This is a genomic window from Streptomyces sp. PU-14G, assembly GCF_041028275.1.
In the GTDB taxonomy this organism is placed as follows: Bacteria; Actinomycetota; Actinomycetes; order Streptomycetales; family Streptomycetaceae; genus Streptomyces.
Genome location: NZ_JASKYT010000068.1, coordinates 1 through 25,980, shown reverse-complemented (window position 1 = coordinate 25,980; position 25,980 = coordinate 1). Strand labels below are relative to the sequence as shown.

Here is a 25,980-nt window from a genome sequence, read left to right as displayed (position 1 = left end):
GTATCGCTGCGGCGTCGCTGCCGATGGTCGCCGAGGACCACCCGTTGACGGAAGAGATCGCACAGGCCGAGCAACTCGTCGCCCGGTTCGCCGCTCTGTGAGGACCGCCCCGTTCAGCTCGGCTCAGCGGTCCCCGCCCCGACGCCGGTGCCCGCTGGTCTGTGGCCCGCCCCGCGAGCAGCTTTCCCCCGGTGGCACCGAGCTCGGTGCGTGGCGTGTGGCGCGCCGTGGAAACGCGGGCTGCCCGCGTCGCAGGCCACGCGTGCGGAGACGGGGGTCGGCGGCCCGCCGCACTCGTCGAGCAACTGGGCACGCTCGCGGACGGGGCGGCCGGTCGCGCCATGTGCTGGACGAAGCGGGTCCGGCCGCCTCGCGGCCGGCACCGCCGGTCGGTGGGGCTTACGGCGCCGGCTGGGCCGGCACTTCCTCGTGTGCTGCGTAGACCGCCAGACGCTGAGCGACCGACTCGGTCAGGTCACCGTGTGCGACGGCTCGTGCCTGTGGCGGGGTGAGCCGGACGCTGTCTCCTACGGTGGTCTCCGCCGCCTGCAGGGGCAGCTCTCCGGGGTTCTCGGGGAGAAGCTCGGCGGCCCGGAGGACGTCATCGGGTGCGGGCACCAACGCGTCGGCGACCAGGTGACGGCGACGGCCGCTCAGCTCACCGTCCGCGTCCACGGTGTCGAACCACCAGCCGTCGTCCTGGCCCCAGAACAGCATCCACCGGCCGTCGCACTCCACCGAGATCTCCAGCAGCGCTGAGGAATCGGGGGTGGGCGGCTCCAGGCTGGTCGCGCCGGCACGGGCCCCGAAGGCGCGTGTGACGGCACGCAGGTAGGGGGCATGGGCGCACTCGGACAGCACGCCCGCGAGAAGGTCAGTCATAGCGGCAGCATCGCCTCTGTCCCGGCCCCGAGCCGCGGGGCGCGCGGGAGACGCACGGATTAACACCCTGTCGCGCGCCCGCACACCGTGCCGGCCGGGCGGTCCTCAGGCGATCGGGCAGATGCCCGGGCCGCCGCCCGGCACACGGTGAGGGCACCGTCGGGGCGCGGCGGTCACGGAGTACGGAACCCCCGGAAGGTCACATGTCTCCTGAGCTGGAAACCGAGCTTTTCGTAGAGGGCTATGGCGCCGGTGTTCGCCTCGGCCGCGTGCAGGAACGGGCTTTCGCCACGGGCCGCGATACGCGCCACGAGGGCTCGCAGCAGACGGGCGGCGTGCCCTCTCCCGCGCGCTTCGGGAGCGGTGCACACCGCGCTGATCTCGGTCCAGCCCGGCGGTCGCAGCCGTTCGCCCGCCATCGCCACCAGGACCCCGTTCTCGCGGACGCCGAGATAGGTGCCGAGTTCGTGGGTGCGCTGCCGGAAAGGGCCTGGCTTCGTCCGCGCGACGAGATCGAGCATCTCGGGCACGCTCTCCGCGCCCAACTCGACCACATGGGCCTCGGCCGCGGGGGCCTCGACCACGCGGGCCCCGGCCGCACCGGTTCCGGCACGCGTGGGTGGAGGGACGGGGCGGCCACTGTCTGACCACACCATCTGGCGGCCCTCCAGGGCGAAGACCAGCTCCCAGTCCGGAGGCGGGGTCGCCGAAGCGCTGAACATGTCGGCGAGCTCTCCGCTGCCGAGCAGCCGTGCCAGGTCCGCCCACTGCTGAGGCCCCGGGCCGGCAGGCACCGAGGAAAAGGTCGCGACGTCGGGAAGGTAAGTGGCGACCGGGCCGAGGCGGCGGGCCAGGTGCGCGTGGTGACCGCGGAGTGAGGCGCCCACCGGGTCGTCGAGTACGGCGACGTCGGGCTTCACCAAGGTGCTTCGCCTCTCGTGTCGTACGGGGTGGCGGTGGCCAACTGGACGGGTGGCGGGCCCGTTGTGCTGATCATCCTACGGATGGCCAGTCGGCACCCCGCGCGGAGGTGCCCCTGGCCACCGTGACGGCTGTCCTGTCCTCAGGCGGCGCGCAGGCACTTCAGTCGTCGACGGGCGCGGCCACCGACTCCCCGCCCGGGTGCCGCGTGCGGGCGGGCTCCGGCGCGGTCGGCCGCCCGAGAGGGCCGCCGCGTCGCACTCCCGCGTAGAGGACGGCGCCGTCCACCACGAGACCCGCGCCACGCGGATCGCCGACACCGACACCGGACGCCCGCGGGTGGAGTGCGACGACGGACTCGTACTGCGCGCCGGAGACAGCCGCCCGGCTCACCTGCTCGCCAGGTCACAGGCTGCTGAGGAGAGCGTCGAGGGGCGACGGCACCTGCCCGGGACCGAGCGCCTCGACGAGGAGACGGCCGTAGCGGATCTTGCGCCCCTTCCTGGTGCCGAGGAAGCGCCGCAACTGCGCTTCCCTGGGGCGGTCGCGGTGCGCGGGTTGGTGCAAGAAGGTGTGCCAGGCGCGCAGGTCGCCCTCGCCGCGGACGATCTCCTCGACCCGCGCCGTCCCCAGCGCGCGGATGAGCTCGTCCTCCAGGTCGGCCGCACACACGAAGACGTTCCGGCGCGGCACCCGCGCCCGCGCGAAGCCGCGGTCGAAGAAGCCCCGCTCGCGCTCGTCGCACAGCCCTGCCAGGCGCAGGCCGAGACCGGGCGGCCCGAGGAGACCGGCGTGGCGGCCGACGCTCATCGCCCCGCCCATCGGTACGACGCACACGCCCTCGGCGGCCAGATCCCGCCCCTGCCGTGCGACCAGTGTCTCGACGGCCGCGAGATCACTCAGCCCTTCCAGCAGCACCGCCGTGCGCACACCGAGCCGCACGGCCCAGTCACCCGCCGGTCCGCCGGGCCCACCGCTCGCCCAGTCACCGACCGCGTCCCGAAACGCCCGCATCTGAGCCATGGAGCGAGTCTGCACCTGTGCCGAGGGGCGCGGCACGGAATTGTTCGGCGAGAGCCGCTTCCACGGCCCGCACGCCCCAGTCCTTCAGCAGCGGGAGCGGCCGGCGAGCGTCACGCGCGGCGCGCGGCCCACACGGTGCGCTCGGTACGCACCGCGAGGTCGTCGCGACGCAGGATGCTGTGCGGGCTTTCGGTGTCGAGGAGTTGGTCGAGCGCGGCGAGGTCCTCGGCGGACAGCGCCCCGGCGGCGGTGCCGCGCACGCGTTGCAGACTGCCGAGCGCGTACCGGCCGATCGCCTCGCTGCGGGCGCCCTCGATGTGTACGGAGACGGCGCGTTCGCCCTCGACCGTGAACCCGGCGGCGGCCAGCATCGGCCCCCAGTCGGCGCCGCGGTGCGGCACGTGCTCGGCGTGGAAGCGGTCGCTCGCGGCGTGGCAGCGCTCCTCCAGGCCGGGACGGTCCGCGGGGGCGCTTTCGGGCAGGAAGCGGGGGAAGCCGGCCAGCTCGACGACGGCGAACAGACCGCCGGGCGCGAGCATGCCGTGGACGTTGCCCAGGGCACGGTCGGGGTGGGCCATGTGGTGCATCGAGGCCGAGGCCCAGACCAGGTCCGGTGAGCCGAGGTCGGGCCAGTCGGAGTCGTCGAGATCGGCCTGGACGGTACGCACGCGCTCCTCGACGCCGCGCGCGCACGCTTTCTCGCGCAGCTGCTGGAGGTGGCCGGCCGAGGTGTCGACGGCGGTGACGTGTGCCTCCGGGAAGCGGTCGAGCAGGGCGAAGGTGCCCGCTCCTGTGCCGCAGCCCAGGTCCACGATCTGGCGCGGCTCCGTCGCCAGCGGAAGCCATGCGGTGATGGAGGCCGTGTGTTCGGCGAGAACCTCGGCGTCCAGGTCGAGGATCTCCGCCTGGTCGTCGGGGCGGTGCTGTTGGTGGTGAGGGCCGTGTTGAGCGCCGTGGTGGGGGGTGTGCGAGTGCTGTGAGGTCATGCCGTCACACTAAGCCGGGCATGCCTGCGGGGCATGCTCTCTTGCGCCAAAGGCAAGACGAGGGCGCTGTGTGCTGCCTGTCGCGCAAGGCGGCACGGGTGCCAAGCCGTGGGACGTCACATGCGGCCCCCGTTTCGCAGCCGTATCTCACTCCCGGCGGCCGGTAGCACCGTCGTTGCCGTCCCGCTGGTGGCCCCGTCGGGCGTCGCGGTCGAAGATGCCCAGGACCTCGCAGGGTCCGCGCTCGGCGGCGCCGATCGCGTGGGGCATCATCGTGGGGAACTCGGCGGCCTGGTGGGTCTCGACCCGGAAGCGGTGGTGGCCGAGCATGAGAATCGCGGTGCCCGACAGGACGACCAGCCATTCGCGACCAGGGTGGGCGCGCATGTGCGCGGGGTCGTCGGGTGGCGGGTCGGTCACCCGCTGGCGAATGACACTCATGCCGGGGTCGCCCTTGACGGACCAGCGCATCCGGCCGTGGGCGCCGTCGATGGTCGGGCTGGTGACGACCTCGTCGGCGGCGGTCTCGACGAGCTGGTCGAGCGTGGTGTCCAGAGCGCGGGCCAGGGTCACGAGCTGGTCCAGCGCGAGCCGGCGCCGACCGTTCTCGATGCGGCTCAGCGAGGACTGACTGAGGGCGGCGCGGCTGGCCAGCTCTTCCAGGGACAAGCCCTGCGCGACGCGCAGAGCGCGAATCCGCTTGCGTACGAGACTCTCCAGACCGTCATCGTCTTGCGTCATGAGCAACAGCATATGCTTGACCTGCAAGCTGCCGGCTGTCATCGCACGCCGCGATACGTGGGCGAACCGCACGCCGCGAGCATCCGCTCGGCGGCCGGTGACCCCCTTGCGCCCGGCGGCCCCGGGAGGCGCTGATGGCGCCGGGCGCGCCGGTGGGCGCTGAGGGCCGCCGCAGCGCCCCCGCTTCTCCTCAGCGGTCCGAGCGGTGCCCTGCCCACACGCTGGGGGTGCGGTCGAACCACGGGCTTGCCTGTTCGAGTTGGCCGGCCAGGCGGAAGAGGTGGTCTTCGCGGCCGTGACCGGCGGCGAACTGCATGCCGATCGGGAGCCCCGTCCGTTCGTCGGCCGTCACGGGCACCGACATGGCGGGCGTTCCCGCGACATTGAACGGCATGCTGAAGGGTGAGCGGTCATGGAGGCGGTCGATCCAGCCGTGGCCGTCCAACGCCTCCGCGCCCTCGGTGTAGGTGCCCAGGCGCGGGGGAAGCTCCGGCAAGGTCGGTGTGAGCAGCACGTCGTGAGCGTCGAAGTACCGTGCCAGGCCCCGAGCGACCCGGTTGCGGACCGCGAGAGCCGTGACGAACTGAACGCCGCTGACCCGCTGCCCGTAGTGGTGTCCTGCCAGGGTCGCCGGCTCGAGGGTCGAGGAGTCGACGGGCCGGTCGAAGGCGGCAGCCAGTTCGTCGACGGTGGCTGCGAGGTTCGCCGTCATCAGACGGGCGTTGGCCAGGACGAACTCCTCCCAGCCGACCCCCAGGTCGACCTCGACCTCCTCCACCCGGTGGCCGAGGTCTTCGAGCAGTCCCACGGTGCGGGTGAGGGCGTCGGCCACCGGCGTGGTGATACGGCGTCCGCCCCACCCCCGGGTGAGGAAGCCGACGCGCAGCGAGCCCGGGTGCCGGGCGACTTCTTCCGCGTACGGCCGGGACGGTTGCTGGGCGAAGTAGGGGTCGCCTGGTTCCGGGCCGCGCACCAGATCGAGCAGTGCGGCGCTGTCCCGTACGGTGCGGCTGACGCTGCCGTGTGCGGCCAGGCCGTTGAATACCTCGTCGGCGTCGGGCCCCATGGACACCCGGCCGCGGGTGGGCTTCAGCCCGAAGAGGCCGTTGTACGCGGCGGGTATGCGTAGCGACCCCGCGGCGTCGGTGGCGTGTGCGAGCGGAACCACCCCGGCGGCGACGGCCGCGCCCGCGCCTCCGCTGGATCCGCCCGCGCTCCGCTCCGGATCCCACGGGTTGCGGGTCGGGCCGTGCGGCGCCGGCTCCGTCGTGATGCTGTAGGCCAGCTCAGGTGTCGCGGTACGCCCGAACGTCACGAGGCCGGCGCGCCGGAAGCGCAGCATCAGGAAGGAGTCGGCTGCGGCGATGTTGCCTGCCGCGAGACGGCTGCCCAGTTCCATGCGTCTCCCGGCCATGGAGACTCCGATGTCCTTGATCAGGAAAGGGACTCCGGCCAGCGGTGTGCTGCCGGGGTGGGGCGCGTCGTCGACCGGCCACGTCTCCACGAGGGCGTTGAGCCGCGGGTCGACCGTCTGTGCGGCTTCGCGTGCCGCTGCTTCCAGTTCGACGGGGGTCACTTCGCCGCGGGCCACCAACTCCGCGAGCCCGACCGCGTCGAAGGTCACGTACTCGGAAACTCTCACTGTCTCTCCCAGTGGGGAACGATACCGATGAGCACCTTACGATACCGAGCGGTATCGCGTGGAGCGCACTGGTATCGTAAGGGCGGGATGGGTTCGACCGGACGGACGTCACGGAGTAGTCATGGCAGCGACCGACAGAAGGCCGAGCAGGGTCGCGAAACTGCCGCCGCGTGAGCGCATCCTCGACGCGGCGGAAGAGCTCTTTCAGAACGAGGGGATCCGGCGGGTGGGCGTCCAGGCGATCGCCGAGCGGGCCGAGACCACCAAAATGGCGCTCTACCGGCACTTCGGCACCAAGGACGCGCTGGTCGCGGAGTGGCTCCGGATCGTCGCCGCCGACTACCAGGCGGCCTTCGACCGGGTCGAGGCCGCACACCCCGACGCTCCCAGGGAGCAGATCCTGGGCCTGGCCCGCTTCATCGCCGAAGGGCTTCCGCGGATCTCGTACCGTGGCTGCCCGTTCATCAACTCCCTCGCCGAGCTGCCCGACCGCTCCCATCCCGCGCGGCAGGTGGTCGAGGAGCACAAGGCCCGGCAGACCCGCAGGCTGGTCGGCATGTGCGCCGCGGCCGGGCTGACCGACCCCGAGCAGGCGGCAGCCGAGATCACCTTCGTGCTCGAAGGTGCGCAGGTCAGCACGCAGAACGGAAGCATCGATCAGGTGGGGGACCGCCTGCTGAGAATCGTCGAAGGGGTCGTCGGCGGAGCCGGCGCCCGTCTCGGCGCACCCCGGGCGGCCACCGGCAGCCGTTGAAGGCCCCGCACGCGATCGAACACGTACGAGGATCACGGGGGTCGGCCGGCCCCCACCGGCGCGCCCGGTGCCTCGCGCGTCCCGGCTGAGTGGGTACGCGGCCGGAGCAGAGCCGGTGCCGGGCTTTATAAGCTGGACGGATGAGCGGAAGTCAGCCGTCTGTCCCGTCGCGGGACGAGGCCACCGACGCGGGCGCGGAGCCCGGTCTTCAGTCGTTCGCTGTGGCCCTGCGCCGTCTGAACGGCGAGTTCACCCGGCTGGTGCACGACTTCGCTCACGCCCAAGAGCTGCACGGCACCGACGCCGCCGCGCTCGCCGCGATCCTCGACGCCGAATCACCGATGACTCCCGGGCGGCTCAAGGCGCACCTAGGGCTGACGTCGGGAGCGGTGACCGCGTGTCTTGACCGCCTGGAGCGCGCCGGTCACGTGCGCCGCTGCCGGGACGCGGCCGACCGGCGCGTCGTCCACCTGTACTACGAGGAGGACGCGCGATCGGCGGCCCGCGCCCACTTCAGACCCCTGGCCCAGGCCACCGACCGCGCCCGCGCCCAGCTCGGCGAGGACGAGCAGCGCGCGGCCCTGCGTTTTCTGACCCTGCTCAACTCGGAGCTGCGGGCTCTGCCCTCGCAAGACCCCTGACCCCGGGCGGTGTGCGGACCGCCTAGGCTGTATTTACTTCAAAAATTGAGATAGTCACTCAGTGAGGTAGCTGCAGGGGAGCGCGCATGGTCACCTCCATCCGATGGGTCCGCTGGCTCGTGCCGGCCATCCTGCTGGTCGTCTGGCTGGGCATCGGAGGCGCCCTGGGCCCCTACGCAGGCAAGCTGAGCGAGGTGGCGACCAACGACCAGGCCGCGTTCCTGCCTCGCAGCGCCGAGTCCACCAAGGTCATCGACGCGCAGAAGAAGTTCGACCAGGACGAGAACCTTCCGGCGATCGTCGTGTGGACCGTCGAGGACGAGGACAGCCGTGTGTCCCGACGGCACAGCCAGAAAGCCACCAGGGCGCTCGCCGAGCTCGGCAGCAGCCCCGGCGTCGTCGGCACGCCCTCACCCGCCCTCCCCTCCGAGGACGGTCGCGCGCTCCGAGGCGTCGTCCAGCTCCGTCCGGACCTGGGTGACCGACTGCCCGACGTTCTCGACCGGATCGAACGGGCAGCACAGGACGTGCCGGGGCTGACTGCGCAGATCGCCGGCCCGGCCGCCAGCCGAGCCGACCTCTCGGACGCCTTCGCCGGCATCGACGGCCTGTTGCTCGCCGTGGCACTGGCCGCCGTGCTGATCATTCTGGTGCTGGTCTACCGCAGCGTGCTGCTACCGCTGGTGATCATCATCGGAGCGGTGTTCGCTCTCGCGCTGGCCTGCGCGATCGTCTACGGCCTGGCCCGGCACGACGTCGTCCGGGTCGACGGCCAGGTGCAGGGCATCCTCTCGATTCTGGTGATCGGAGCGGCCACCGACTACGCGCTGCTGCTCACCGCACGGTTCCGCGAGGAACTGGCCGTACGGGGTGAGCGCACGGCGGCGATGCGCGCTGCCGTGCGCCAGTCGTTCGGCCCGGTGGCCGCCAGCGCAGCCACCGTGGTCGCAGGACTGATCGCTCTCCTGCTGAGCGACCTGACGAACAATCGCGCCCTCGGGCCCGTAGGCGCCATCGGCATCGCCTGCGCGCTCGTGAGCGCGCTGACCTTCCTTCCCGCGGCCTTGCTGCTGCTGGGGCGTGCTGCCTACTGGCCTGCCAAACCGAAGTCCGCCGAACAAAGAGCGCGAGGGCGTGGGGTGTGGGCGCGGGTGGCCGCACTGGTCGACCGCTCTCCTCGCACGCTGTGGACCGTCACCGCCGCCGTGCTGCTCGTCTGCTGCGGTTTCGCCCCCACCCTGAACGCTCAGGGCGTACCACTGAAGGAGACCTTCGTGGGCGACGCGTCCTCCGTGCGGGCGCAGCAGACGCTGAACGAGCACTTTCCCGGCGGCTCCGGCAACCCTGCCGTCGTCATCGTCGACCGCGACGCCCTCCCGGAGGCCCAGCGAACGGCCGCCCGCGTCCAGGGCGTCGCGTCGGCGGCCCCGGTGACGCGCTCCGGCCGCCCCGGCACGGGCACGCCTCTGGTCGTGGACGGCCGTGTCCGCCTCGACGTCACCTTGCAGGACGCCGCCGACAGTGACGCGGCCAAGCAGACCGTCGACCGGCTGCGCGCGGCCCTGCACGGCGAGCCCGACGCCGACGCCCTCGTCGGCGGTTACACGGCACAGCAGGTCGACACCCAGCAGACCGCCGAGGACGACCGCATGCTGATCGTGCCCGTGGTACTGGCGATCATCCTGGTCATCCTGATCGGCCTGCTGCGCTCCTTGCTCATGCCGCTGCTGCTGGTGGCCACCGTGGCTCTCAGCTACGTCGCCACCCTCGGCGTGGCGGCGCTGGTCTTCCAGCACCTGCTCGGATTCACGGGAACCGACGCGTCCGTACCGCTGTACGGATTCGTCTTCCTGGTCGCACTCGGAGTCGACTACAACATCTTCCTCATCTCCCGTGTCAGGGAAGAAGCGCAGAGCCTCGGGACGAGGCAGGGCGTGCTGCGCGGCCTGACCGCCACCGGTGGAGTCATCACCTCAGCCGGAGTGGTCCTGGCCGCCACCTTCGCCGCACTGGGCGTGATCCCGTTGGCCTTCATGACGCAGATCGCCTTCATCGTGGCTTTCGGCGTTCTGCTCGACACCCTCGTCGTGCGCTCCCTCCTCGTGCCCGCCCTCGTGCGGGACATCGGGCCCGCCGCCTGGTGGCCGAGCACCCTGAGCCGCTGACGCGCCGACGACCGCGCACGCGTCGGCTCCCGGCCTGGTCTTCTCGCTCCGCGGTGCGCGAAGGACGCGAGCAGGGCCGTCAGCCAGGTCTTCTTCCGGGGCGCGGCCTGCTGCCAGTTCCACGTCCCGGCGGCACGCTCTCCTGTCAGCTGTACCAGCGCGTCGGTGGCCTGTTTCTCGGCGTCCCGTGCAACATCGCGAGCTGCCGGCACCACCCGGCCATCGGGACCCGGTCGCGGTGTGGACCCCGTGCTGTCGCGCGCTTGCTCAGCGGGCTCAACGCCGGGAGAACACGGCGACGTCGTAGCGTTCGAGGACCGGCTGCGGCCTGTCGGCCGCCTCGTTGCCGACCGCCGCGTCCATGCGGGCGAGTCCCTCGCGGAACTCCTCGGAGGTGAGGTGGGTGAACTTCGACTGCGGCCGGTCGACCAGCCGGGCGTGGTAGTCGGCCAGGCTCGCCGTCACGGGCTGGGCGAAGGAGACGACCTCCTCAAGACCGAACCCGGCGGCCACGAAGTCGGAGACGACTTCCGCTTCGCCCGGAAAGCGCTGCTCGTCGATCGTCCGTAGCCGCGGCCAGTAGTCGTAGACCACCGCGTCCAGCCGCTCGCGGAAAGTGGTGCGAATGATCGCTTTCCCGCCGACGCGCAGCACCCGGGCCAGTTCGCGTGCCGCCCGAGTCCGATCGGGAAGGTGATGGATCACGCGGGAGAGAAAGGCCAGGTCGAAGGCGCTGGCGGGAGCGGGCACGGCCTCGGCCGCCCCCGCCAGGTACCGCACCGCGGGATGCGGATGGTGGCGTCGGGCCTCGGCCAGCATCGCCTCGGAAGGATCCACGGCCACGACTTCGGCCCCCTCGATCCAGCGGGCCATAGCGGCGGAGAAGATGCCCGTTCCGGCGCCGATCTCGATGATGGAGGGCGAAGGGCACCGCGTGTAGGAAGCAGTCAGCCCCACCCAGGCCCGGAGGGACTCCTCAGGCATTTCGTTGCCGCGCTCGTAGGCGCCCGCCAGTCGCTCGTCGTCGTAGACACGGCTCATGAGGTCGATCTTCGTGGAGAGAACACGTCCGAACAAGGGCGCAGTTCGGCGGCCGAGCGGCCGAGCGGCCGAGCGGCCGAGCGGCCGAGCGGGAACACGTCGCCGGTCTCGGACCGCGTGACGCGAGACGCGTGTGGGGGCCGTATCGACTCCTGCTGTTGACCTTGACACCGTGGCAAGGCCTTCACTGGTCGCCATGGAGGTGGTTGCGATGACGATCACGAAGCGGGACGCGGAAGCGGCGCGAGCGCTCCGGGGCCTGGAGGACGGCCGTTCGTCCGTGCGACTGCGGGCTGCTCTGGCGGTCGGCGCGGCGCCCGACCAGCGGTTCGTCGACAAACTCGTCGAGCGATGCGCGGTCGAACCCGACTTCTTCGTCCGCGACATGCTGACCTGGGCGCTCACCCGCCACCCGACGTCCGTGACGCTCCCCGGGCTCCTTCGCGAGGTCCGCTCGGAGCGTGCGCAGGCACGGAGTCAGGCGCTGCACACGCTGTCCAAGATCGGGGACCGCCAGGCGTGGCCGGCGCTCACGCGTGCGGTGCTCTCCGACGCCGACGACGAGGTGGCGCGCAGCGCCTGGCGCGCCGCGGTCGTGCTCGTGCCGGAGGGTGAGGAGTCCGCCCTGGCGGCGGTACTGGCGACACAGCTCGGACGCGGTGAGCGGGAGACGCAGCTGAGCCTCAGCCGGGCGCTGGTCGCCCTGGGTGAAAGAGTGGTACCGGCTCTGCGAGCTGCCACGACGGCGGCTGACCCGCGCGTGCGGGCGCACGCGCTCGCCACCCAGCGGCTGCTGCGCGACCCGGACGCGGGGTTCGAAGCCGCGATCGAGGAGGCGAAGCGCGTCGTGGCCCTCGGCGGGCCCGGCCAGGAGGGACGATAGGGCGTGTTGATCGGCGAGGTGGCGCGAAGGTCCGGAGTCAGTGCCCGCATGCTCCGGCACTACGAGTCGCTCGGCCTGGTGCGGCCTTCCGCCCGTACGGGCTCCGGATATCGGGAGTACTCCGTGGAGGACATCCGGCGGATCTTCCATGTCGAGAGCCTGCGGTCGCTGGGGCTGTCGCTGCGCGAGATCGGACGCGCGCTCGACGAGCCCGCCTTCAGGCCCTCGGCGCTCGTCGGCGACCTCATCCGCCAGACCCGCGAACGCATCGCGGCGGAGACGGAGTTGCTCACGCGGCTGCGCCGGATCGACGCCGCGGACCCCAGCGGGTGGGAGGACGTGCTCCAAGCCGTCGCGCTCCTCCAGGCGCTGGGGTCGAAGAGCGCCGACGCGCGCCAGCGCGCGGCCCTCTCCTCGGTCAACGAGGCGCCCGTGCCGGTGGAGGCCCTGGTCGAGGCCGCACTGAGCGAGACGGACCCCCATGTCGCCGGAGCTCTGCGGTGGGCACTGGCGCAAGCGGGCGAAGGCGCTTCGGCGCTGCTGGCGGAGGGCCTCGGCTCGCCAGAGGCCGCTGTGCGGGAGCGCGCCGTTCAAGCTCTCGCGGAGCTGCCCGACGGTGAGGCCGGCGCTCAGCTGCGGCACGCTCTCATGGACCCCGACATCGCGGTCCGTGCGCGTGCGGCTGTCGCGCTCGGGACGCGGGGAGTGGCGGACGCGATCCCGACGCTCATCGACATGGTCGTGGTAGGCAGGAACGACACCGACGCAGCCGATGCGCTGAACGTGCTGGCGAGCGACACCGCGACGGCGGATCGGATCGCCACCATTCTCGTCGACCGTCTCGCCCTCGACGCCACCGGAGCGCCCGCGCGCGGACGGCTGACCCAGGCGCTGGCCGCCGTCCCGGGGGCGGCGGCGTCCCATGCCCTCGTGAGGCTGTCCCACGACGAGGACCGCGCCGTCGCGTTGACTGCGGCGTACCTTCTGCGGCTGCGCGACGCACCGTGACGCAGGTCTCTGTTCGCCGCACCGTCCGGTGACCAGGAGGAACATCGTCGGTACGGTCACGACTCGTGCCGTCGCCACGAGTCGTGCCGTCGCCACGAGTCGTGCCGTCCCCACGAGTCGTGCCGTCGCCACGAGTCCGGCGCCGGCCAGGCCGAGGAGGAGCGCGCCTGCGGCGGCAAGGGCCACCACCATTCCGGCCGAACCGTCTCGCTCACGCCGACCCGCTTCCGCGTCGGCGACCAAGGCCGCAGGCACCGTGGTGGATCACCACGTACGTCTCTCCCTCTCCGGGCGGGCGCGTCCAGGAACGGGTGGCGCATGTGTGCAGTCGCCCGTTCGTGATCGCGTGACGCGGCAGAGAGGCGGCGAACTCCTCGGCCACCGCCTCCAGCAGCGGTCGTTCCGCCTCTGCATCGTCTTCCGGGGGCCGCGCGGCGTCACCCGCCGGACTCCCGAAGAACCGACTCGGGTCCAGCACCCGCGGTATCTCCCCGCTTCGCCGGACCTCTCCGCCCGCGTAGGTGAAGGCGTACTGCTCGACGCCGTCTCGCGCCACCGAAAGGTGGAAGAACGGATCCCCGTGCCTCGCCCTCAGGCCGCTCCACACCACCACCGCGCGGGTGCCCGTGCTTGCGGCCGGGGCCGGGGAAGAGAACCGCTGCCTGTCGAACGGGGCAGGGGCACCGTCGAAGGCGAAAGCCCAGCCGGTGCCGGTCTGGCCGACCGCCATCACAGCCCGGTCGTCGTAGGAGGAGAATTCCCTCTTGTCGCGCGGTGACCTGCGGCGTGCCTCCCACGAGGTCATGGGCTCGCGCAATACGGCGCCGCCGGCCCTGCCCCCGCTCCCGTCCTCGTCGCCGTCGGCGAGACGTCCGGGCAGTTCCTCGGGGCTCACCCCCTCGACGAGCACGAACCGGTAGGACGTGCGGTCGCTACTCAGGTCCGGCTCCGCGAGCCACGCCAGGTTGCCAGGGTCGAGTCCGGCTGTCGGCCTCGGTCTCTCTCCCGTCTGCCCGCCCCGTGGAGTGGACAGCAGTTCCCGACCGCGCTCGGGCGTCAGCAGCGGTGCGAGCACGGGGTCGGCCACCCAGGCCAGTGGCGCCAGATGGTCCGGGCCCAGCGGCTCCCACACGGGCAGCGCGTTCCTCAGCGTCTGCCATGCGCCGTCGGTGTCTCCCCACCGCGCCAGCTCCCGCGCCCGCTCGACCGCCTCCCCGAACGCTCCCGCCGGCGCGTACCGGTACGTGCCGTTCCTCACCTGATCCAGCGTCGCGTAAGCCAATGACACCACCTCGTCACCGGCACCCCGCAAAGAGAACATCAGCGTGGAGTCATCACGGTAGGAGTGCGCCGCGTGCTCGGCGACCAGCGGCGGCAGCAACTCGGGCGCATACCGCGGGTCCGTCGCCAGGTGCTGGAAGCGGACCATGTAGGTCTGTCCGAGCAGGCGGCGTATCTGGTCGCCCAGCCCGGCGGCCCGTGGTCTGCCGTACGCCTTGGCCTCGTCCAGTGCCTCCCGGGCCCGTTTCCAGCCACCGCGCAGCGCCTCCAGACGGGCCTCCTCCACCAGCGAGTCCAGCTCTCGCGTCGTGTCGTTGGCGAACGCGGGCCCCTCGTCGCTGCGCCGTGCGTGCAGGCTGTGAAACTCGCGGTGCATGTCCCGCATGAACTCCAAGAAGCTCGCGTACCGCTGCGGTTGCTCATCCCGCCAGCTCGACCACGTGTACACGGCCCACTCGCCGTTCTCCGCCACGTCCTCGGGATCCATGAGGACGTAGGTGATGTCGGATTCGACGTCGAGTTGCAGCCCGCGCCGCCAGAGCTCCACCTCCCGCCGCTCCTCACTGCCGGCGTCCTCGTCCAGGTACTCCTCGAACTGGTCCGCGAGCCCCGACTCGTTGTTGTGCCAGCGCGCGTCCGCGGTCCCCGCCAGCAGTGACACGAACCCGCCCGCGTGCCGCCACCCGTCGCTGACCTTGAGGAACTCCCGGTACGACGGTGGCATCCCCCTCCCGAGTCGTTCCTCCATGGCTGCGATCCGCTTCTCGGAAGCGGGTGGGAACCCCAGCCAACGCGCCCGCCGGGAGGCCTCGTCGTCCCCACTCCGCGTCGTTCCGTCCGGCAGGCAATCCGCCCACTCGCCGCTCCACCGGCGTAAGAAGGGCGTCCAGCCGCTTGTCGTGGTGTCCGTCATGTGCTCGATGCTGCCACCCGCCACTGACAGCGCCCCGCCGCGCGTTGCGGCCGAAGCCCTCTCGTGGAAATCCGGCAAGCGCGTCGAAACGGCCGCTCGGCCGCCGGTACGGCTTCGTTGCCGCACGCGGCAGGCGAGCGTCATTCCGCGGGAGTGCCGATCCGCAGCCGGTTGCCGTCAGGGTCGCGCAGCTCGATCTCACGTGCCCAGGGAGAGCCCTCCGCCCGGACACCGAACTCGCGGGCGACTGCCTCGACATCCCGGACGCGGAGGTAGACCAACGTGTCGGGGCGGGCATCTCCCCTGTGCTCCGACAGGAACAACCGCACCTCGCCCCGGGCGATCTCGACGAACGCGGGAAGTCCGGGTTCGAAGCGGTGCTCCCACTGCTTCGCGAAGCCCAGCCGTTCGTACCACGCGACCGCCGCCGCAGCGTCCTCGACGCGAAGAATGGGGATGATTTCCTCGTCCATCGCGCCATGCTCGCAGACCACTCAGGGCGCAGGCCGGTTCGGGACACGACCGCGCCCAGCTCTATGATACAGCTGTATAGCATCACTCTGAGGCGGCCTCGACCAGCGCCGGCTCGTGGAAGGGGAGGAGCGGATCGTGCCCAAGCGGGTGGACCACGCGGAGCGGCGGATCGAGATCGCGGAGGCCCTGGTCCGTGCTTCCGGGCGGCTCGGCCTGCACGCAGTGGGGATGCGTGACGTGGCGGCGGAAGCAGGGGTGTCCCTGCGGCTGGTGCAGTACTACTTCGAGTCCAAGGAGAAGCTGCTCCTGTTCGGGCTGCGGCATGTCACGGAGCGGTTCGGGGAGCGCGTGGCGGCCCGGGTGCGGGCCGCCGGAGACGAGCCGGGACCGCGCGCGGTCGTCGAGGCCCTGCTGTGGGCAGCGCTCCCCACCGACCAGGAAAGCCGCGTGTTCCACCACCTGTACACCGCCTACGCGGTCCTGGCCGTCACCGATGAGACGCTCGCGGCCCAGCCGTTCTTCAAGGATCCTGACAGCGCCGAGGCCACCGTGACCGGGCTGCTCACACGGGCGGCGACGGACGGTCTGCTGCGGAACGGTGTGGACGCGAGAGCGGAGGCGATCAGTCTGCTGGCCATGTCCGCGGGACTGGGCACCAGCATCCTGGTGGGCCAGCGCAGCGTGGAGTCCGCTGCCGAGGTCCTCTCCTACCACCTGGACCGCATCTTCCACGCGCCCGCGGGCCACGCCCAGGTGTGAGCAGCCCGCTGCCAACGGCCCCCGGAGAACGTGCTCAGCGCGCCGGCAGAACCTGTCCACGCGACAACGCGCAGCCGGCTCCTGTGGCGCGGAACACACGAACCGCGGGGAGCCCGCGGTGAGGGAAGAAGTGTGAGGCGTACCGAAGAAGACGACGTGGGCTCCGAGCGGGCCCGGATAAGAGCAGGCGACCGGGGAGCGTTCTCCGCGCTCTACGAGCAGCACGCGCGGGCCGTCTATCAGCACGCGCTGCGGCTGACCGGTGATTGGGCGGTGGCTGAGGAGGTGCTGTCGGAGGCGTTCCTCGCCGCCTGGCGGGCCCGGGAAAGGGTCGAGCCCGCGGGCGGTTCGTTGCGCCCCTGGCTGCTCAGTATCGCTACACACAAGGCGCTCGGTGTGTGGCGCGGACGGAGACGGCTGAGCGCGTTCCTTGCCCAGCGGCCCGCGCCGGAGCCCGTCGCCGACTTCGCCGAGGAGACAGCGGGGCGGATCGACGACGCCCGGCGGCTCGCGGCCGTCAACGTGGCGCTCGACCGGCTGCGGCGGCCCGAGCGGGAGGTTCTGCTGCTCTGCGTCTGGGGCGGGCTCGGCTACGCGGAGGCCGCCGAGGCGCTCGGCGTGCCCGTCGGGACCGTGCGTTCCCGGCTCTCGCGCGCCCGCGCGCGCCTCGCGCGACTCAGCGATCAGGTCGCCGCTCAGGAGCGGCGCGCAGGCACAGGAAACGGACGGGAACCGCGCCGGCGTCGCGGTGAGGGAGAGGGCGGGGCCGCGTTCGCGACCCTGCCTCTGCGGGAGGACACCCTGTGAACAGCCATGACAAGGACCGTGCCGACGACGATCTCACCGCCCTCGCCCGGCTGCTTCCTCCGCCGCCCGAGGCGGAGCTTCCGCCGGAGCGTCACCGTTATCTCAAGGATGTACTGATGCGTCAGATCGACCAGGACCTGGCCGAGCCCGCTGCCGCGGAGCAGCAAGGGGGAACCGCGGGCAAGGCGGCAGCACCTCGTTCCCGCAGCCCTCTCCTGCGATCCCGGTTCCTGCTGCCCGTCGCCGCCACGCTCGCGCTCGCCACCGGCCTCACCGCCACTCTGTATGACGGCGGGGAACCCGGCCCCACCCCGGCCGCCGCCCCTTCCGAGAAGGCCGTTGTCCTGCTCGACCACATCGCGACGGCCGCGCAGGGGAGTGCGGTCGGGACGAAGGCGCCGGGCCCTGACCAGCACGTATACACCCGTGTACGGGAGCGGGAGAACAAGGGCGAACTCGGCGGACCCGTGAAGCTCGGCGCCGCACACACCGACGAGCGATGGATGTCGCAGGACCCGGACCCCGTCACGATTCTCGGTGTGACCCGGGAGACCGGCAAGGATGCCGTGATGCCGGGCGAGATGGTGCCGATGGAGACCTCGGTACCGGACGGTGAGAAGGGCGACGGTGCCCTCAGGCCCGGTTTCCACCGGCCCACGTACGCCTGGCTCGCCTCGCTGCCGACCGATCCGGACGCGCTGTTGAAGCGGCTGTACGCGGAGGTGGAGGGGGACGGACGGCAGACGCGGGACCAAGCCGTCTTCGAGGCGGTCGGCGACCTGGTGGTGAACAATCTGATGCCACCCGAGAACGCTGCCGCCTTCTACCGTGCCATTGCTCGCGTACCGGGGGTGCGCAAGGTGCCGGACGCCGTGGACGCCGCCGGGCGCCACGGAGTCGGCATCACCCTGAAGCGCAGCGCGTACGCGACCCGCGACGTGTGGATCTTCGACCGCGACACGCTCGCCTACCTCGGTTCGCGCAGCTACAGGGCCGAGGACGGCAAGCCGGGGCACAAGGAGGTGCTGTCCGGGGTCAACGCGGTCATGGAGCTCGGTGTCGTGGACCGGGTGGGTGCGAAGCCGAAGAAGGCCCAGGCAGCCGGCTGACGGTCACCGGCACCGTAGGGTCGCGCACGGCCGGCCCGTGACCGTCGCCGAGCCGAGCGACGCCGTCCGGTTCCGCGCGCCTGGCGGGTGCGCTTGTGGCCGGGGGATTGCGGCCGGGGGACTGCGGCCGACGGAATCGCGGGCGGCTGCTCCGGGGCGGGCGGCGACATGCCGTCCGCCCCGGACGGTATCCGGGGGAAGCGTCATGGCCGGCTGCGGAGGAGGCCCGCGCCGGCCCACCACGCTATGTCACTTCGGCGGCCCGAGGACGAGGGTGCGCTGGTCGGGGTGGGGCGGGGCCGTGGGGAGCGACCGGTCCGACGGAGGGCACCCGAGCCTGCCTCGGGTGGTGACGAGGAGGACGACGGCGGCGATGACGGAGGCGCTCAGGAACGCGTGGGTCGTGTAGGAGTTGGAGAGCCAGGGGAACATGTCGCCCCAGCCGACCGAGTAGAAGTTGTTGACTCCGCAGTGCAGAAGCATGGCCATCGGGAGGCTCTCGCCGGTCCGGTTGAACACCCAGGTCATGACGAAGCTGAACGCGATGGTGGTCGCGATGAACTCCACGGGGATGTTCCAGGTCACCTCGTCGCCGCCCCAGTCGGTGAGGTACAGCGGCATGTGCCACAACCCCCACAGCGGGCCGACGATCAGTGTGGCGCGCACGGGTCCGTGGCGACGCTGCAGGCGCGGCATGGCGAACTCGCGCCAGCCGGGTTCCTCCGCGAGCCCCGTGGTGAGCAGTTGGAAGACGAGCCCCGGCAGGTAGGCGGTGAGGACCATGGCGGACGGCATCGCCGGGCCCCGCCCGCCCAGCACCGTGGAGGCGAGCATCAGCACGGCGGGTACGGAGAGGATCACACCCGCGTACCAACGCCAGTTGACGTTCCACTTGGCCATGCGCCGTACCCACTGCCGCAGACCCGCGCGCCCCTCGGTGAGGGAGGTGACCAGGAGGGCGGACGCGATCGGGCCGAGGTAGGCACCCGGCAGGACGCCCAAAAGCTGGGTGGTGCCTGCGACGGCCGGGAAGTCGTAGTGCCAGAGCCCCACCCCGTTCTCGGAGAGGACGTACGGGGCCCAGGCGATCCAGCTCAGCAGGAAGGCCAGCGCGAAGAACCAGGTCAGGGGGCGTTGTCGGAGGGTCACCGTGGGCCTCTTCGGATGGGGGTCGATGTGACCTCTTCAGCACATCAACCCTGGCCCGTGCAGGCATTGCCGCTCACGCCCCGACTTGGGTACAGGAGGCTGTACCGCGGTACAGCCTCCTGTACCCCAATCGGTATGGCCCGGTGCCCGGGTGCGGACGAGGTCTGGATCGGGGGCCCCGTCCACCGCTCGTCACACGCCCCCGGGGAGGTACACCTCGAGTACGGTGGGTCCGCCGGGCGGGCTGGCCAGGGTGAGGGTGCCGTCGAGCGCGGCGACGCGGCGGCGGATGCCGGTGAGTCCGGATCCGTTCCGCTCCTCGGCGCCGCCCCTGCCGTCGTCCACGACGCTCACGCGCAGTTGGCCTCCGCCGCCCCGCACGGTGACGGTGGCGCGGTGGGCGCCGCTGTGCTTGGCGACGTTCGTCAGCGCCTCCGCGACGACGAAGTAGGCGGTCGCCTCGACGGAGGCGGCGCACCGCTGCGGTGTCTCGACGTCGATGTCGCAGGAGACCGCGCAGTCCGCGGCGAGCCCGGACAGTGCGCCCGCCAGCCCCCGGTCGGCGAGTACGGGCGGCAGAATGCTGCGGGAGACGGTGCGGAGTTCGGCGAGGGCCTGCTCGGCTGCGGACTGGGCCCGATCCAGGAGCTCGTCGGCCCCGCCGGGGTCGCGGGCGACCATGCGGCGTGCCGCACCGAGGAGGACGGTGACCGTGACCATGCGGTTCTGAGTGCCGTCGTGCAACGAGCGTTCGATACGTCGCAGTTCGGCGGCGTGCGCGTCCAGAGCACCGGCGCGGGAGGCGGTCAGCTCAGCTATCCGCAGCGACAGGTCGGCCCCTGCCGGTGCGGCCAGCAGCCGGCGCCCCGGCGCGGCCTGGAGGCGTGCCATACCGGGGGCGAGACCCAGAATGATGGCCACCCAGCCGACGCCCAGCAGACAGACGGAGGCGGCGTCCACCCAGGTGTGGGCGACACCGAGGCCGATCGAAGTGCTCGCCGCGTCGTCGGGCGCGAGCGGCCAGTACAGCGGGAAGGTGCTGTCCCGTACGGCGAAGAGGGGCAACAGCACCCCCAGCAGACCCAGCAGCGTGCCGAGCGTGGCATGCCACACCAGCCAGCCCAGCGTGCGATACGTGACCGGGGCGGACCACGCGGTGCGCAGCCGTGTCGGAGGAGCCCCGGGGTCCACGATCTCGGGGCCCCAGCGGCTGAGCCGGTCGCGTTCCCTGCGGGCGAGAGCGTGCGCGGTGCGCAGGGCGGCGGGTGTCAGGAGCAGGCCGACGCCCAGAGGGATCGTGACGACACCGAACAGCAGCCACGCCAGCGCGAACAGGGCCAGCGCCCCGGTGCCCAGGCCGCCCGCGAGCTGCTCCAGCCCAGCGAGTGCGGCCGACGCGGTGTGGGTGGCCGCGCTCCTGAGCCCCGCTCCCCGTGGTGCGGGGGCACGGGACGGTGGCCTCGCCCCCGACCGCGCCTCGGGTTCCGCGTCGTGCCGTGACCGCATGAGTAGTTCTCCCTCCCCTTCGCCGACGACCTTATGCCGCACACGTGTTGGGCGGCGGGCGGCAGGCGGCAGAGGAGTGGCGCGGGCCGGGCGCGTCACCGCAGACGCAGAGGCACGCCGACGTCCGTCGGGGTGAACTGGCGGGCACGCGCTGGCGCGAACCCCTTCGAGGACCCGGGGATCTGGAGGAACGCACCCTTGCGGTGGTTGTAGAGGGGGACGAAGACGACGGCGTCATCGTGGCCGTCGCCGTTGGTGTCGAGGAGCGGGGGCTGGGTGTGGAAGGCGTTCCAGCGATGCGGGTTGGGGGTGCCAGGGAGGCCCTTGGTCCGGGCGTCGATCTCCTGGGCGCCCTTTGCCGAGGGGCCATCGGGGCCACCGGGGAGGAGCGTGACCAAGCCGTCGTGGCGTCGGTAGTCGGGGGTGTTGACGACGATGTCGGGGCGGTCGTCACCGTTGACGTCACCGACGGCGGGGGAGTCGCCGAAGCGGGCGTTGCGTCCTTCGGTGATCCGGGAGGCCCGCTTGCCGGTGCCGAGGCCGGAGCGGGCGCCGTAGAGGACACCCACGCCGCCGCCCTTGCCCGCCTTCTGCTCGGCGTACGACACCGAGAGGGCGAGCGGCATCAGCAGATCGTCGACGCCGTCGCCGTCCGCATCGCCGACGGCCGGGGCGCGGGGGCCGTCCTGGTCGCCCCCCAGCGCCTCGCGCAGGGCCCGTTCGACGCCGCGGTCACGTGCCAGACCGCGCTCGACACCCCGGTAGAAGGCGACCGGGGTGAGGTCGGCGGGGGCGGAATCGTCCTGTTCGGCGTCATAGCTGTAGGTGAGGACGAGGTCGGTGCGGCCGTCCGCGTCGAAGTCGCCTGCTGCGGCGCCCGTGGGGGCCGCGTAACCGTGCTGGCTCACCTCGGGTGAGACCGGTTCGCGTCGGCGCTTGTGGGCCTTCTCGTCCGCGGGTCCGACGGGCCCGTAGACGATACGGGCGGAAGCACCGCCCGTACGTGCCGAGGGGGCACTGTCGGCTTCGCCGCGTACGCCGCTGCCCGTGTCGAACAGGTCGGTCTCCCCGTCGCCGTCGAAGTCGCCGGTCGCCTTCGGGCTGAAGCCCTCGGGAACATCGAGCGCGCGTGGGCCCCTCAGGCCCCGCGCGCCGCCGAACATCGCGACTGTCCGAGCCCGCTGCCGCGTGCCGGCACCGCGCACCCGGGCGCTCACCAGGTCGGTGAAGCCGTCGCTGTTCAGGTCCGTGCGCAGAAGGTGCTGGAAATCTCCGGTGACCCGCGTCGTCCAGGAGCGGTTGAGGCCCTTCCTGGAGCCGTACACCACCAGCAGGGTGTCCTTCGTGCGCTTCTCGTCCCTGCTCTCGGAGTGGACGACAGTGACGTAGTCGTCGTAACCGTCGCCGTTGAAGTCCCCGCTGTCAGGTCCCTCTTCGGAGTCGTCGGCCCTGCCCGCGGGTGGGCGCTCCTCGGTAGTGGCAGCCCGGTCGTCCGAGGGCCTGTCGGCCGCGCTGCACCCGGTGAGCATGAGTGCCAGTGCGCAGCACGCCGAGGCGACGGCCGTGGCGGTGGCGGCTGCCGCCCTCCGTCCCCGAGGGCGTGGCCGCTTCCCGCCACCTTGCCGTTTCGCCACCGCAAGAATCACCCCTGGCCCTCCCCTTCTCCTCGGAAGGGGAGCCTAAGGGATCGTCCCGGGCACCCGGAGTGCCGTTTCCTTTGGGCCGTCACGATCGTGGCTGTGCACCGATCGGGAACACGGCCGTCACGCCCGCGAGGGCGGTAGCCCCTCGCCCCGATGACGGGCACTGGTCGCGCGGGACCCTCCACGCGGTGATGACCGGCGTGGCACGACGAGGTCCGGGGCCGCGGGGGAGTGGCTCCGCCTCCAACGGGCGTCGCCCAGGGCTACGGGGTCGTTCGCCCTAGCTTCGGGAGAAGGGAGCTCCGGCAGGCGAGGCACTCGCACGTACGCGCTGGCGTGGCGAGTGGGGGATCGGTGCGGTGGGCTGGAGACGGCGCGAGACGTTCAGGTGTGGGTCGGAAGGCAGGTGAGCGGAGGTGGCGGCCGACGCGGACAGCGGCGAAGCGATTCTGGGCCGGATGCTGCAGGAGATGCACCGGATGGCGCCCGACGACTTGCCGGCGATGCTGCGGCACCACGCCGCCGGGCTGGGGTTCCACGAGATCACCGTGTATCTGGCCGACGTGCAGCAGCGTGTGCTGGTGGAGCTGGCCGATCTGGCCCCGGGGGACCGGCCGCGGCGCTTGCCGATCGACGACTCGCTGGCCGGCTGGACCTACCGCACCGTCTCTCCGCGGATCCTCCGCAACGACGCAGGCCAGCTGGCACTCTGGCTGCCTCTGCTGGACGGTGTCGAACGGATGGGCGTCATTGCCTTCGAGGCTGCCTCGCTCGATGCCCCGCGGCTGGACCGCTGCTACTCCCTCGCCTCACTGGTGACACTGATCGTGCTGGACAAGTCCGCCTACAGCGACACCCTCGGCCGCCTTCAGCGAGTCACCCCGATGCGGCTGCCGGCGGAGATGGTGTGGGCGTTCCTGCCGCCGCGGACGATGGGCTCCGACCTGGTCACCTCCAGCGCGGTTCTCGAACCCGCCTACAACCTGGGCGGTGACTCCTTCGACCACTCCCTCACGAGCGGCTTTCTGCACACCGCCATCATGGACGCCATGGGCCATGATCTGGCCGCGGGCCTCGTCTCGGCGGTGGCCATGGCAGGCCTGCGCCATGCCCGGTACAGCGACGCCGATCTGCCCGAGCTGGTTTCCGGCCTTGACACCGCCGTCAACGACGCCTTCGCCGACCGTCACGTCACGGGCGTCTTCGCCCAGCTCGACCTGACCACCGGTCGCCTGACGTGGATGAACGCCGGGCACCCCCCACCACTGCTGCTGCGCCACCGGGAGACCGTCCCCCGTGCCCTGGAGCGCGAGGCGGAACCGCCCTTGGGGCTGGGAGAGGGCCTGCCGGCCACCCGCCGTCACGTGCACGAAGCCCAGCTGAAGCCCGGAGACCGAGTCCTGCTCTACACCGACGGAGTCCCCGACGCCCGCAACGCGGCGGGGGAGTCCTTCGGTGAGGCTCGCTTCACCGACTTCGTCATCCGCGCCATCGCCGCCGGGGAACCGGCGCCCGAGGCCTTGCGCCGCCTGATCAACGCCATCCTCGACTTCCAGCAGGCGCCGCTGAACGACGACGCGACCATTCTGCTGTTCGAGTGGCACCCCTTCCGTGACACCGCCACCCGCCACGTCTTCGGATGACGTCCCGCGGGGGGACAGCTTCCGGCAGCCGCTGCGGGGTGGCGGCCGTTGCGAGGTGGCGGCCGTTGTGAGGCGGCAGCCACCTCGGAGTGGCGGCCGACCGGTGGCGCGGGCTGTGCCCCCTGTGTCAGGAGGCTGCACTCCCGCATCAGCCCGCTACTTGACTGATCGGTATACCACGGTCATGGTGGACAGGTCGGTATACCAAAGAGGAGGTTCGGACGATGGGCGTCACCGAGACCATGCGCGCGGTGCGGATCGCGGAGCACGGGGGGCCGGAGGTCCTCGCGCTGACGAGGGTCGCCGTGCCGACCCCGCAGGCAGGGCAGGTGCTGGTCCGGGTCAGCGCGGTAGCGCTGAACAACACCGACCTGTGGACCCGGGAGGGCGCCTACGGGCGACCGGATGACCCCGAAGCGCTGTCGGGGTGGCGGGGTCCGATCGACTTTCCGCGCGTCCAGGGCGCCGACGTGGCCGGCCGGGTCGTGGCGGTCGGTGCCGACGTGGACGAGAGCCTCGCCGGTCGCCGCGTGGTCGTCGACCCGGCGATCTACGACACCGAAGGGCCGGATGCGAACCCGGTGGGGCTGATGGGCAGCGAACGCGACGGCGGTTACGCCGAGTACGTGACCGCGCCGGCAAAGCGCGTGCACGACGTGACGGAATCCCCGCTCACGGACGAGCAACTCGCCACGCTGCCGACCGCCTACGGCACGGCGCTGGGGATGATCGAGCGGGGGCGGCTGCGAGCGGGGGAGACCGCCCTGGTCTCGGGGGCGTCCGGCGGTGTCGGTCTCGCGCTGGTGCACATCGCCCGTGCACGTGGTGCGAGGGTGCTCGCCATCAGTAGCGGACCCAAGATCGATGCGGTGCGAGAGGCGGGCGCGCACCAAGTCATCGACCGTGCGCGCGGCATCGCGGAGCAGCTCCGCGCCGCCGCCCCGGAGGGCATCGACGTCGCACTCGACGTCGTCGCCGGGGACCTGGTGAGCGAGGGGCTGCCGCTGCTGCGCGAAGGCGGCCGGTGGGTCATCGCCGGCGCGCTCGGCGGGTACGGCGTCCACTTCGATGTGCGCCGCCTCTACCTGCACAACGCGCAGGTGATCGGATCCGCGATGCACACGCCCGCCCACTTCGACCTCCTGATGGACCTGGCTCGGCGGGGCGAGATCCAGCCCGTTGTCGCCGCGGCGTTCCCCCTGGACCAGGCCGCTCAGGCGCAGGAAGAACTCGCTCGCAGGGGCCACGTGGGAAAGATCGTCATGCACCCATAGGCCGCGGGCTGTTGCTGGGACTGGGGCTGGGGCTGGACGCGTCAGTCATGTCGCGCGGCCCACGGGGTAGACGCCAGTCATGCCCTTCACGGATCAGCAGACCTACCCTCTTCCGCCGGAGCAGGTACGGAAGTTGCGGATCGGTAGATGGCTCTTCCTCACCGCCATCGTCCTGGACGGAACAGTGCTGGTGGCGGGGTTCTTCGAGAGTCAGCCCTCTGCTGTGCGGCTTTCCGTCAGCAGCATGGGCGTGATCTTGTTTTCACTGCTCTTGCGGGAAGTGTTCAGGTGCCTGAGCCGGCACGAAGCCGCCCTTCGGGGCGACTACTGATTTTTTCGTTAGTTCGGTGGGTGTGGTGGAGTCGGTGGTGGGATCCTGATGCGGTGTCTTTCAAGCCTTCGCCTGTTGTTCCTCCTTTGACGCGGCCGCAGTTGGCCGAGGCTCGGCGTGTGCGGGCGGCCGAGTTGTTCGGTCAGGGACGTGCGAATGCTGAGATCGCGCGGATGCTGGGGGTCAGTGACGAGAGTGTGCGGCGCTGGAAACGGGCCTGGGAGAAGGACGGCACCGATGCTCTGCGTCGGCGCCCGGCCACCGGGCGTCCGCCCAAGCTGGACGATGCCCAGGCCGAGCGGGTGCGCAGGGCGCTGGAGCAGGGCGCCCAGGCGCATGGCTTCGAGGCTGATCTGTGGACTCTGGAACGGGTCGGCCTGGTGGTCGAGCGGGTGACAGGGGTG

Annotated in this window: 25 protein-coding genes; 12 read left to right on the top strand and 13 right to left on the bottom strand. The window is 71.7% G+C overall.

The window, feature by feature from the left end:
- Window positions 1-399 precede the first annotated feature (399 nt).
- The 7 genes from AB8Z75_RS11310 to AB8Z75_RS11280 form a co-directional block, all read right to left on the bottom strand.
- Window positions 400-882, bottom strand: a complete 483-nt coding sequence (locus AB8Z75_RS11310; RefSeq protein WP_369201345.1) for a DUF6292 family protein — start codon at window positions 880-882, stop codon at window positions 400-402.
- Between the two features lie 173 nt (window positions 883-1,055).
- Entirely contained in the window at window positions 1,056-1,805 is a 750-nt protein-coding gene (locus tag AB8Z75_RS11305) for a GNAT family N-acetyltransferase (RefSeq protein ID WP_369201344.1), read from the bottom strand.
- A gap of 160 nt (window positions 1,806-1,965) precedes the next feature.
- Window positions 1,966-2,196: a hypothetical protein gene (locus AB8Z75_RS11300; protein WP_369201343.1), complete on the bottom strand. Its 231-nt coding sequence runs from the start codon at window positions 2,194-2,196 to the stop codon at window positions 1,966-1,968.
- A gap of 12 nt (window positions 2,197-2,208) precedes the next feature.
- On the bottom strand, window positions 2,209-2,826 hold the full coding sequence (locus tag AB8Z75_RS11295) for a TOPRIM nucleotidyl transferase/hydrolase domain-containing protein (protein WP_369201341.1): 618 nt from the start codon (window positions 2,824-2,826) through the stop codon (window positions 2,209-2,211).
- Window positions 2,827-2,936: 110 nt separating this feature from the next.
- Window positions 2,937-3,812: a trans-aconitate 2-methyltransferase gene (locus AB8Z75_RS11290; RefSeq protein ID WP_369201340.1), complete on the bottom strand. Its 876-nt coding sequence runs from the start codon at window positions 3,810-3,812 to the stop codon at window positions 2,937-2,939.
- Window positions 3,813-3,959: 147 nt separating this feature from the next.
- On the bottom strand, window positions 3,960-4,553 hold the full coding sequence (locus tag AB8Z75_RS11285; RefSeq protein ID WP_369201339.1) for a helix-turn-helix domain-containing protein: 594 nt from the start codon (window positions 4,551-4,553) through the stop codon (window positions 3,960-3,962).
- Between the two features lie 190 nt (window positions 4,554-4,743).
- Window positions 4,744-6,195 (bottom strand): amidase, encoded by a 1,452-nt coding sequence (locus tag AB8Z75_RS11280; protein ID WP_369201338.1) that lies wholly within the window; start codon window positions 6,193-6,195, stop codon window positions 4,744-4,746.
- A 121-nt stretch (window positions 6,196-6,316) separates the two neighbouring features.
- Here AB8Z75_RS11280 and AB8Z75_RS11275 point away from each other — a divergent pair, with 121 nt between their 5' ends.
- The 3 genes from AB8Z75_RS11275 (at window position 6,317) to AB8Z75_RS11265 (ending at window position 9,755) form a co-directional block, all read left to right on the top strand.
- Window positions 6,317-6,949: a TetR/AcrR family transcriptional regulator gene (locus AB8Z75_RS11275; RefSeq protein ID WP_369201337.1), complete on the top strand. Its 633-nt coding sequence runs from the start codon at window positions 6,317-6,319 to the stop codon at window positions 6,947-6,949.
- A gap of 140 nt (window positions 6,950-7,089) precedes the next feature.
- Window positions 7,090-7,590 carry a MarR family transcriptional regulator gene (locus AB8Z75_RS11270; protein WP_369201336.1) on the top strand — a complete coding sequence of 167 codons (501 nt, stop codon included), beginning with the start codon at window positions 7,090-7,092 and terminating at the stop codon, window positions 7,588-7,590.
- Between the two features lie 86 nt (window positions 7,591-7,676).
- Window positions 7,677-9,755: an MMPL family transporter gene (locus AB8Z75_RS11265; protein ID WP_369201335.1), complete on the top strand. Its 2,079-nt coding sequence runs from the start codon at window positions 7,677-7,679 to the stop codon at window positions 9,753-9,755.
- Window positions 9,756-10,031: 276 nt separating this feature from the next.
- Here AB8Z75_RS11265 and AB8Z75_RS11260 read toward each other — a convergent pair whose 3' ends face one another.
- The gene (locus AB8Z75_RS11260) at window positions 10,032-10,796 is read right to left on the bottom strand and encodes a methyltransferase domain-containing protein (RefSeq protein ID WP_369201334.1); all 765 of its coding nucleotides are present in this window, start codon (window positions 10,794-10,796) and stop codon (window positions 10,032-10,034) included.
- Window positions 10,797-11,007: 211 nt separating this feature from the next.
- Here AB8Z75_RS11260 and AB8Z75_RS11255 point away from each other — a divergent pair, with 211 nt between their 5' ends.
- Together AB8Z75_RS11255 and AB8Z75_RS11250 are read left to right on the top strand one after the other, a co-directional pair.
- On the top strand, window positions 11,008-11,679 hold the full coding sequence (locus tag AB8Z75_RS11255) for a HEAT repeat domain-containing protein (RefSeq protein ID WP_369201333.1): 672 nt from the start codon (window positions 11,008-11,010) through the stop codon (window positions 11,677-11,679).
- Between the two features lie 3 nt (window positions 11,680-11,682).
- Window positions 11,683-12,687, top strand: coding sequence for a MerR family transcriptional regulator (locus AB8Z75_RS11250; protein ID WP_369201332.1), 1,005 nt, complete (start codon window positions 11,683-11,685; stop codon window positions 12,685-12,687).
- Window positions 12,688-12,898: 211 nt separating this feature from the next.
- Here the strand turns inward: AB8Z75_RS11250 and AB8Z75_RS11245 are convergent, their stop codons facing one another.
- Window positions 12,899-14,881 carry an SMI1/KNR4 family protein gene (locus tag AB8Z75_RS11245; RefSeq protein WP_369201331.1) on the bottom strand — a complete coding sequence of 661 codons (1,983 nt, stop codon included), beginning with the start codon at window positions 14,879-14,881 and terminating at the stop codon, window positions 12,899-12,901.
- A 140-nt stretch (window positions 14,882-15,021) separates the two neighbouring features.
- The gene (locus AB8Z75_RS11240; protein ID WP_369201330.1) at window positions 15,022-15,354 is read right to left on the bottom strand and encodes a glyoxalase superfamily protein; all 333 of its coding nucleotides are present in this window, start codon (window positions 15,352-15,354) and stop codon (window positions 15,022-15,024) included.
- A 136-nt stretch (window positions 15,355-15,490) separates the two neighbouring features.
- Here AB8Z75_RS11240 and AB8Z75_RS11235 point away from each other — a divergent pair, with 136 nt between their 5' ends.
- The 3 genes from AB8Z75_RS11235 (at window position 15,491) to AB8Z75_RS11225 (ending at window position 18,030) form a co-directional block, all read left to right on the top strand.
- Window positions 15,491-16,114, top strand: a complete 624-nt coding sequence (locus AB8Z75_RS11235) for a TetR/AcrR family transcriptional regulator (RefSeq protein ID WP_369201329.1) — start codon at window positions 15,491-15,493, stop codon at window positions 16,112-16,114.
- 132 nt (window positions 16,115-16,246) lie between these two features.
- A complete protein-coding gene (locus AB8Z75_RS11230) occupies window positions 16,247-16,921 on the top strand; it encodes an RNA polymerase sigma factor (protein ID WP_369201328.1) in 675 nt (224 codons plus the stop codon).
- On the top strand, window positions 16,918-18,030 hold the full coding sequence (locus AB8Z75_RS11225) for a CU044_5270 family protein (RefSeq protein WP_369201327.1): 1,113 nt from the start codon (window positions 16,918-16,920) through the stop codon (window positions 18,028-18,030). Before AB8Z75_RS11230 ends, AB8Z75_RS11225 begins: the two co-directional genes overlap by 4 nt.
- 249 nt (window positions 18,031-18,279) lie before the next feature.
- Here the strand turns inward: AB8Z75_RS11225 and AB8Z75_RS11220 are convergent, their stop codons facing one another.
- The 3 genes from AB8Z75_RS11220 to AB8Z75_RS11210 all read right to left on the bottom strand — a co-directional run bounded on the left by AB8Z75_RS11220 (window position 18,280) and on the right by AB8Z75_RS11210 (window position 22,214).
- Window positions 18,280-19,179, bottom strand: coding sequence for a CPBP family glutamic-type intramembrane protease (locus AB8Z75_RS11220; protein ID WP_369201326.1), 900 nt, complete (start codon window positions 19,177-19,179; stop codon window positions 18,280-18,282).
- Between the two features lie 192 nt (window positions 19,180-19,371).
- The gene (locus AB8Z75_RS11215) at window positions 19,372-20,685 is read right to left on the bottom strand and encodes a sensor histidine kinase (RefSeq protein ID WP_369201325.1); all 1,314 of its coding nucleotides are present in this window, start codon (window positions 20,683-20,685) and stop codon (window positions 19,372-19,374) included.
- Window positions 20,686-20,780: 95 nt separating this feature from the next.
- Window positions 20,781-22,214 carry an FG-GAP repeat protein gene (locus AB8Z75_RS11210; RefSeq protein ID WP_369201324.1) on the bottom strand — a complete coding sequence of 478 codons (1,434 nt, stop codon included), beginning with the start codon at window positions 22,212-22,214 and terminating at the stop codon, window positions 20,781-20,783.
- Between the two features lie 530 nt (window positions 22,215-22,744).
- Here AB8Z75_RS11210 and AB8Z75_RS11205 point away from each other — a divergent pair.
- The 4 genes from AB8Z75_RS11205 to AB8Z75_RS11190 form a co-directional block, all read left to right on the top strand.
- On the top strand, window positions 22,745-23,971 hold the full coding sequence (locus AB8Z75_RS11205; protein WP_369201323.1) for a PP2C family protein-serine/threonine phosphatase: 1,227 nt from the start codon (window positions 22,745-22,747) through the stop codon (window positions 23,969-23,971).
- 224 nt (window positions 23,972-24,195) lie between these two features.
- On the top strand, window positions 24,196-25,245 hold the full coding sequence (locus AB8Z75_RS11200; protein WP_369201321.1) for a zinc-binding dehydrogenase: 1,050 nt from the start codon (window positions 24,196-24,198) through the stop codon (window positions 25,243-25,245).
- Between the two features lie 79 nt (window positions 25,246-25,324).
- Entirely contained in the window at window positions 25,325-25,576 is a 252-nt protein-coding gene (locus tag AB8Z75_RS11195) for a hypothetical protein (protein WP_369201319.1), read from the top strand.
- A partial coding sequence (locus AB8Z75_RS11190; RefSeq protein WP_369201318.1) for a helix-turn-helix domain-containing protein occupies window positions 25,534-25,980 on the top strand: 447 nt, incomplete at its 3' end. The genes AB8Z75_RS11195 and AB8Z75_RS11190, both read left to right, overlap by 43 nt.

Coding starts and splice junctions, on each gene's coding strand:
- AB8Z75_RS11310 (WP_369201345.1), bottom strand. CDS start 882: ATGACTGACCTTCTCGCGGGCGTGCTGTCCGAGTGCGCCCATGCCCCC.
- AB8Z75_RS11295 (WP_369201341.1), bottom strand. CDS start 2,826: ATGGCTCAGATGCGGGCGTTTCGGGACGCGGTCGGTGACTGGGCGAGC.
- AB8Z75_RS11290 (WP_369201340.1), bottom strand. CDS start 3,812: ATGACCTCACAGCACTCGCACACCCCCCACCACGGCGCTCAACACGGC.
- AB8Z75_RS11285 (WP_369201339.1), bottom strand. CDS start 4,553: ATGACGCAAGACGATGACGGTCTGGAGAGTCTCGTACGCAAGCGGATT.
- AB8Z75_RS11275 (WP_369201337.1), top strand. CDS start 6,317: ATGGCAGCGACCGACAGAAGGCCGAGCAGGGTCGCGAAACTGCCGCCG.
- AB8Z75_RS11270 (WP_369201336.1), top strand. CDS start 7,090: ATGAGCGGAAGTCAGCCGTCTGTCCCGTCGCGGGACGAGGCCACCGAC.
- AB8Z75_RS11265 (WP_369201335.1), top strand. CDS start 7,677: ATGGTCACCTCCATCCGATGGGTCCGCTGGCTCGTGCCGGCCATCCTG.
- AB8Z75_RS11260 (WP_369201334.1), bottom strand. CDS start 10,796: ATGAGCCGTGTCTACGACGACGAGCGACTGGCGGGCGCCTACGAGCGC.
- AB8Z75_RS11255 (WP_369201333.1), top strand. CDS start 11,008: ATGACGATCACGAAGCGGGACGCGGAAGCGGCGCGAGCGCTCCGGGGC.
- AB8Z75_RS11245 (WP_369201331.1), bottom strand. CDS start 14,881: ATGACGGACACCACGACAAGCGGCTGGACGCCCTTCTTACGCCGGTGG.
- AB8Z75_RS11240 (WP_369201330.1), bottom strand. CDS start 15,354: ATGGACGAGGAAATCATCCCCATTCTTCGCGTCGAGGACGCTGCGGCG.
- AB8Z75_RS11215 (WP_369201325.1), bottom strand. CDS start 20,685: ATGCGGTCACGGCACGACGCGGAACCCGAGGCGCGGTCGGGGGCGAGG.
- AB8Z75_RS11210 (WP_369201324.1), bottom strand. CDS start 22,214: ATGCTCACCGGGTGCAGCGCGGCCGACAGGCCCTCGGACGACCGGGCT.
- AB8Z75_RS11200 (WP_369201321.1), top strand. CDS start 24,196: ATGGGCGTCACCGAGACCATGCGCGCGGTGCGGATCGCGGAGCACGGG.
- AB8Z75_RS11195 (WP_369201319.1), top strand. CDS start 25,325: ATGCCCTTCACGGATCAGCAGACCTACCCTCTTCCGCCGGAGCAGGTA.